The sequence below is a fragment of the Kitasatospora sp. NPDC059817 genome (assembly GCF_042731835.1).
Taxonomy (GTDB): Bacteria; Actinomycetota; Actinomycetes; order Streptomycetales; family Streptomycetaceae; genus Kitasatospora.
The window spans coordinates 1-3,964 of record NZ_JBHWIR010000347.1; the positions used below are offsets into that span (position 1 = coordinate 1).

Genomic DNA, 3,964 nt, shown 5'->3' on the forward strand with positions numbered 1-3,964 from the left:
CCCGGCCGCACCACGAACCGGTCGCCCACGGCCAGGCCGCCGACCGGGATCCGGACCTCGGCCCCGCCGCGCAGCACGGTGACGTCCTTGGCGCCCAGTTCCAGCAGCGCCCTGAGCGCGGCGCCCGCGGTCCGCTTGGAGCGGGCCTCGAAGTAGCGGCCGGCCAGGATGAAGGCGGTGACGCCGGCCGCCGCCTCCAGGTAGATGTTCGACGGGCCGTCGCTGCGGGCGATGGTCAGCTCGAAGCCGTGCCGCATGCCCGGCATTCCGGCGTCGCCGAGGAACAGCGCCCACAGGGACCAGAGGAACGCGGCGCCGGTGCCGAGCGAGACCAGGGTGTCCATGGTCGCGGCGCCGTGCTTGAGGTTGGTCCAGGCGGCGCGGTGGAACGGCCAGGCGGCGTAGGTGACCACCGGCGAGGCCAGCACCAGCGACAGCCACTGCCAGTTGTCGAACTGCAGGGCCGGCACCATCGCCATCGCGATCACCGGCACCGCGAGCGCCACGGCCGTGACCAGCCGCTGGCGCAGCGGGGCGAGTTCGTCGACCGGCTCGGCCTGCCCGGCTTGCCCGGTCGGGCCTTCGGCGGCCGGCGGCTTCGGCAGCGCGGCGCTGTAGCCGGTGGCCTCGACGGTGGCGATCAGGTCGGCGACGTCGACGCCCGCGGGGAAGGCGACCTTCGCCTTCTCGGTGGCGTAGTTGACGCTCGCCGAGACGCCGTCCATCCGGTTGAGCTTCTTCTCGATGCGGGCCGCGCACGAGGCGCAGGTCATGCCGCCGATCGAGAGTTCCACCTCCGTGGAGGCGGGTGCCTGGGTGGTCATCGTTGCTCCTCGTGACAGTCGTCGTTCCGGGGACGTACTGAGCGTCTCCGGTCCGACCTTCATACCCTCGGGGGGTATCGGTCGGCGTCGGGTTCCTTTATACCCCCTAGGGGTACCCAGAACAAGCGGATACCCCCAGCAGGCATCCTCCGGGGTCGGCGATCCGCCCCGCCCGAAACCCCAGGGAGGTACCCACCGCCGGGCGTCAGTGCCGGTCGTGCCGGTGCCCGCCCCCGGCCGCGGGCTCGCCGCCCATCATCCGGAGCATGGCGCGGCCGCCGGTGCGCAGGAAGCGGGCGAGCAGGGCGGCGGCGAGGAGCAGGAAGGCGATGTTCAGCCAGGTCGTGTAGTTCCACTCGATGCCCGCCATCGGGATCTCGGCCTCGCGCTGGTCGGGGACCAGGCCGAGCGCGCCGAAGAGGAACTCGACGGTGTAGCCGGCCACCACCATGGCCGCGTAGAAGGTGCCGAGCAGGAACAGGGCCGTCCGACGCCCGTAGTACTTCCGGTAGATGTTGAGGATCGGCAGGATCAGCAGGTCCGCGAAGATGAACGCGACGACCCCGCCGAAGCTGATCCCGCCCTTCCACAGCACCACCGCGAGCGGCACGTTGCCGATCGAGCAGACGAAGGACGCCATCGCCACCAGCGGGCCGACCAGCGGGCCCCACAGCCGGCCGGCGAGCGGGTGGTCGGCGAAGAAGAAGGCCTGCCAGAAGGAGTCCGGCACCCAGGCGGCGATGGCACCGGCGATGAGCAGCCCGAGGACGAGGTCCTTGAGGATCGCCGCCCACTCCATCACGAACACGTGCGACACGGCCGTGATGCCCTGCCGGGACAGCAGCCGCCGGGCGAAGGAGCCCTCCCCGGCGACGGACATGTCCATCGCCGCGTGGCCCTCCATCGAGCCGGCCAGGCCGCGTTCGGCCTGGGCGCGGGCCTCACGCAGCAGCCGGTCGCGCAGCAGCAGCCGGAAGAGCAGGGCGAGGACGAGGATCATCACCGGCCCGCCGACGAACTCGGCCGCCGTGAACTGCCAGCCGAGCAACAGGGCCAGGATGACGCCGAGTTCGACGACCAGGTTGGTCGAGGCGATCTCGAAGGCCATCGCGGCGGTGAAGTCCGCGCCCTTGCGGAACAGCGAGCGGGCAAGGGCCACGGCCGCGTACGAGCAGGAGGAGGAGGCCGCGCCGAGGAGGGCGGCGACGCCGAGGGTGCGGGGGCGGTCGTCGCCGAGCAGCCGGACGACGGTGGACTTGCGGACGACGGCCTGGACGACGGCGGAGAGCAGGAAGCCGAGGATCAGCGCCCAGGCGATCTCCCAGGTCATCGATCCGGCGATGGACAGCGCGTGCAGGATCGCGTGCATGGTGGGTCCGCCTTCCCTGGTGCCCCGGGTTCGCCAGCGCCGAGCACCATATACCCGTACCGGGTATAATCCCTCGCACCTCGCCGGGGGCCCGGCCGCTCCCCCGCCAGACCCCTGTCAGACCTCCGTCAGGCCGCCGCCAGCGGGGCCGACGACTGCGCCGCCCGGTCCAGCCCGAGGTTGCGGTGGATCTCCAGGGCGGCGGTGGAGCGGTTCAGCGTGATGAAGTGCAGGCCGGGCGCACCCTCGCGGAGCAGGCGCTCGGCCATCCGGGTGGCGTGGTCGACGCCGATGCGGTGAGCGGTCGGCCGGTCGCCGCGAGCCGCCTCCAGCCGTGCGGCCAGGCCCGCCGGGAAGGAGGCACCGCTGAGTTCGGCGAAGCGGGCGATCTGGCGGACGTCGGTGGCCGGCATGATCTCCGGGATGACCGGGGTGTCACAGCCGGCCTCGGCGAGCCGGTCGCGCAGCCGCAGGTAGTGCTCGACGTCGAAGAACATCTGGGTGACGGCGTAGTCGGCGCCCGCCCGGCACTTGGCGACGAAGTGCCGGATGTCGTCCGCCCAGTCCGCCGAGCGCGGGTGGCGCTCCGGGAAGGCCGCCACCCCGACCGTGAACGCGCCGCAGCCCTTGACCAGTTCGACCAGTTCGGCGGCGTGCCGCAGGCCCCGGGGGTGCGGCTCCCAGGCGCCGTTCGGGTTGCCGGGCGGGTCGCCGCGCAGGGCGAGGACGTCGCGGATCCCGACGTCCGCGTAGCGCCGCAGGACGGCCTGGAGCTCGGCGGTGGAGTGGCCGACGGCGGTCAGGTGGGCCACCGGCCGCAGCGTGGTCTGGGCGGCGATCCGCTCGGTGGTCTCGATGGTGCGGTCGCGCGAGGAGCCGCCGGCGCCGTAGGTGACGGAGACGAAGGTCGGCGCGACCGCCTCCACCCGCCGGATCGCGGCCCACAAGGAGCGCTCACCGGCGACGTCCTTGGCGGGGAAGAACTCGAAGGAGTACGTCCGCTCGCCGGCCGCCAGGATCTCGCGCAGTCCGCGCGGGCCGCGCGCTCCGGGTCGGGTGGTGTGGTCCATGGGGTGTCACCTCGGGTGATGGGGGTCGGCCGCCTGCCGGGGCCGGCCGCCGGGATGCGGGCGGCCGCTTCCACCCTGCCGGAAGGGCGCAACGAGATTGCCACAAGGATCAGTTGACGATCGGTCGAGTCCGTTTCACGGCCATCGCGAGCGACGCCCTCAGTTACCCCTGGGGGGTATGGTACGTTCTCCAGGCGAAGCGGCCGACCGCACCTGCGGCCGGCGCCGGGCACTGATGACAGGAGCACCCCCATGTCCGAGACCACCGTCACCGTCGAGTCCCCCGCCACCGGGACCGCCACCGAGACCGCCGCCTCCTGCTGCGGCTCCTGCGGCACCGGCGCCACCGAGGCCCCCGCCACCGGGACGGCCGGGCGGGCCGCCTTCCAGGTCAAGGGCATGACCTGCGGCCACTGCGTCACCTCGGTGACCGCCGAACTGCGGAAGATCGACGGCATCACCGACGTCGCCGTGGACCTCGCCACCGGCGAGGTCACCGTCGACAGCACCCTGCCGCTCGCCGACGAGGCCGTCGCCGCCGCCATCGACGAGGCCGGCTACGACCTGGTCGGCCGCCTCGGCTAGGTCGCACCAGCCGAACGCCCCCCCCGGCCCGGCCCGCGGGGGCGGTGGGCGTAACGGGGGGGGGGTTGGCCCGGGGGGGGCGCCCCGCGGGGGGCGCGCCGCGCACGCCCCCCGGT

General features: G+C 73.3%; 4 protein-coding genes. 1 reads left to right on the forward strand and 3 read right to left on the reverse strand.

All coding sequences use genetic code 11. The features are described 5' to 3' along the window. The 3 genes from ACFV61_RS34935 to metF form a co-directional block, all read right to left on the reverse strand. Positions 1-824, reverse strand: an 824-nt coding sequence (locus tag ACFV61_RS34935) for a cation transporter (RefSeq protein WP_380496121.1), incomplete at its 3' end; no start/stop codon positions are given. A gap of 205 nt (positions 825-1,029) precedes the next feature. Beyond that, the gene (locus ACFV61_RS34940; protein WP_380496123.1) at positions 1,030-2,193 is read right to left on the reverse strand and encodes a permease; all 1,164 of its coding nucleotides are present in this window, start codon (positions 2,191-2,193) and stop codon (positions 1,030-1,032) included. Positions 2,194-2,321: 128 nt separating this feature from the next. Beyond that, positions 2,322-3,263, reverse strand: coding sequence for a methylenetetrahydrofolate reductase [NAD(P)H] (gene metF, locus ACFV61_RS34945; protein WP_380496125.1), 942 nt, complete (start codon positions 3,261-3,263; stop codon positions 2,322-2,324). A gap of 252 nt (positions 3,264-3,515) precedes the next feature. Between metF and ACFV61_RS34950 the strand changes: the two genes are divergently transcribed. Further along, positions 3,516-3,848 carry a heavy-metal-associated domain-containing protein gene (locus ACFV61_RS34950; RefSeq protein WP_380496127.1) on the forward strand — a complete coding sequence of 111 codons (333 nt, stop codon included), beginning with the start codon at positions 3,516-3,518 and terminating at the stop codon, positions 3,846-3,848. Positions 3,849-3,964: the final 116 nt, after the last annotated feature.

Coding starts and splice junctions, on each gene's coding strand:
- ACFV61_RS34940 (WP_380496123.1), bottom strand. CDS start 2,193: ATGCACGCGATCCTGCACGCGCTGTCCATCGCCGGATCGATGACCTGG.
- metF (WP_380496125.1), bottom strand. CDS start 3,263: ATGGACCACACCACCCGACCCGGAGCGCGCGGCCCGCGCGGACTGCGC.
- ACFV61_RS34950 (WP_380496127.1), top strand. CDS start 3,516: ATGTCCGAGACCACCGTCACCGTCGAGTCCCCCGCCACCGGGACCGCC.